This window comes from Cyanobium sp. ATX 6A2, from assembly GCF_024346355.1.
Taxonomy (GTDB): Bacteria; Cyanobacteriota; Cyanobacteriia; order PCC-6307; family Cyanobiaceae; genus NIES-981.
In genome coordinates this window covers 1-2,382 of record NZ_JAGQCU010000045.1, presented here as the reverse complement: position 1 = coordinate 2,382, position 2,382 = coordinate 1, and the positions used below count along the sequence as shown (strand labels likewise).

The window sequence follows — 2,382 nt, the reverse complement described above, 5'->3', positions numbered from 1 at the left end:
ACCAGTTCTTGCTCCCCTCATTGATTACCCCTAGGGGTGACCTAGACAACGTTTAGAAACTGAAAGCAAGGCCCTCAAATATGCTGATCTCTCAGCTCTCTGATAGCCTCACCTCGAGGTACCGATCGACCTAAGGTGACAGGACATTGGCCTGGAATCTAAATTCATCCAGACATCAACATCGGGTTTTGTCTCCCTGTTAGGAGGTGATCCAGCCGCACCTTCCGGTACGGCTACCTTGTTACGACTTCACCCCAGTCATCAGCCCCACCTTCGACGTCCTCCTCCACAAGGGTTGGAGTAACGGCTTCGGGCGTGGCCAACTTCCATGGTGTGACGGGCGGTGTGTACAAGGCCCGGGAACGTATTCACCGCAGTATGCTGACCTGCGATTACTAGCGATTCCTCCTTCACGTAGGCGAGTTGCAGCCTACGATCTGAACTGAGCCACGGTTTATGGGATTTGCTAGCTCTCGCGAGTTTGCTGCCCTCTGTCCGTAGCATTGTAGTACGTGTGTAGCCCAGGATGTAAGGGGCATGATGACTTGACGTCATCCACACCTTCCTCCGGTTTATCACCGGCGGTCTCTCTAGAGTGCCCAACTTAATGCTGGCAACTAAAGACGTGGGTTGCGCTCGTTGCGGGACTTAACCCAACATCTCACGACACGAGCTGACGACAGCCATGCACCACCTGTCTCTGCGCTCCCGAAGGCACCCCCCGATCTCTCAGGGGTTCGCAGGATGTCAAACCCTGGTAAGGTTCTTCGCGTTGCATCGAATTAAACCACATACTCCACCGCTTGTGCGGGCCCCCGTCAATTCCTTTGAGTTTCACACTTGCGTGCGTACTCCCCAGGCGGAACACTTAACGCGTTGGCTACGACACCGAGGGGGTCGATTCCCCCGACACCTAGTGTTCATCGTTTACGGCCAGGACTACAGGGGTATCTAATCCCTTTCGCTCCCCTGGCTTTCGTCCATGAGCGTCAGTTATGGCCCAGCAGAGCGCCTTCGCCACTGGTGTTCTTCCCGATATCTACGCATTTCACCGCTACACCGGGAATTCCCTCTGCCCCTACCACACTCAAGCCTCACAGTTTCCACTGCCTTTATGGAGTTAAGCTCCACTCTTTGACAGCAGACTTGCAAGGCCGCCTGCGGACGCTTTACGCCCAATAATTCCGGATAACGCTTGCCACTCCCGTATTACCGCGGCTGCTGGCACGGAATTAGCCGTGGCTTATTCATCAAGTACCGTCAGATCTTCTTCCTTGATAAAAGAGGTTTACAGCCCAGAGGCCTTCGTCCCTCACGCGGCGTTGCTCCGTCAGGCTTGCGCCCATTGCGGAAAATTCCCCACTGCTGCCTCCCGTAGGAGTCTGGGCCGTGTCTCAGTCCCAGTGTGGCTGATCATCCTCTCAGACCAGCTACTGATCACTGCCTTGGTAAGCTCTTACCTCACCAACTAGCTAATCAGACGCGAGCTCATCCTCAGGCGATTTCTCCTTTCACCTCTCGGCATATGGGGTATTAGCGGCCGTTTCCAGCCGTTATCCCCCTCCTAAGGGCAGATTCTCACGCGTTACTCACCCGTCCGCCACTAACCCGTAGGTTCGTTCGACTTGCATGTGTTAAGCACGCCGCCAGCGTTCATCCTGAGCCAGGATCAAACTCTCCGTAGTACATCAAACCCTCTTGGCTTCTCACCTCAGTCTGATTCGCTCGTCACCCATCCTCGCGACTAAACTCACGTCCACGCTCGCATCGCTGCTCACGTCTACCCTCGCTCAGTCAGGACAGTTGGAGCCTCCTTCCTCTGACAGAAGGGTTCCTAAGAGTGCACAACCAACACACTCCACTCAAAACCTGCATCCACAACACCACCTGCTCTCGCAGCTGACCTCGCAAATCTCAGGCTCTCGCTTCACGCTCGGTCATGACTTTCCCAGATCTCAGATCCGGTCGCGATCACAGCATCACTCTCGCTCTGCCGCTCTCGCTCATTCTTCTTTTGACGGGACCTCACACCCTCACAGCATCCTTCTGCCACGGCTCCAACGCTCCGCTTCCCTCACATCCCCTCTCAGGAACGCTCGGCAGCCTCGCCTTGGAACCTTGGCGCTGTGAAAGCGTCAGTTCCTAAACGTTTTGGGTTGTCCAGGTGCAGCTGCCTCCTCCTCAAAACAACGCAGAGCAATCCGCTGGATTCCTCATCCCTCAGATCGCTCCCATCGCCTCTCAGCTCTTGGCAGCCTCTGTTGCTCGCTCCTGCCTCACCTTCCGGTCAGGCCCTCGCTCGCAACTCAGAAAACCTACAACACCGCTCGCTCGCGCTTCACGGGGCTTCAGGCTCTGCTCCCTCTCGGGCGCAGCTCTTTA

Annotated in this window: 1 rRNA gene; it reads right to left on the bottom strand. The window is 55.9% G+C overall.

Going from position 1 to position 2,382, the window contains the following annotated elements:
* Window positions 1–199: 199 nt before the first annotated feature.
* A 16S ribosomal RNA gene (locus KBY96_RS16215) occupies window positions 200–1,685 on the bottom strand.
* Window positions 1,686–2,382 lie beyond the last annotated feature (697 nt).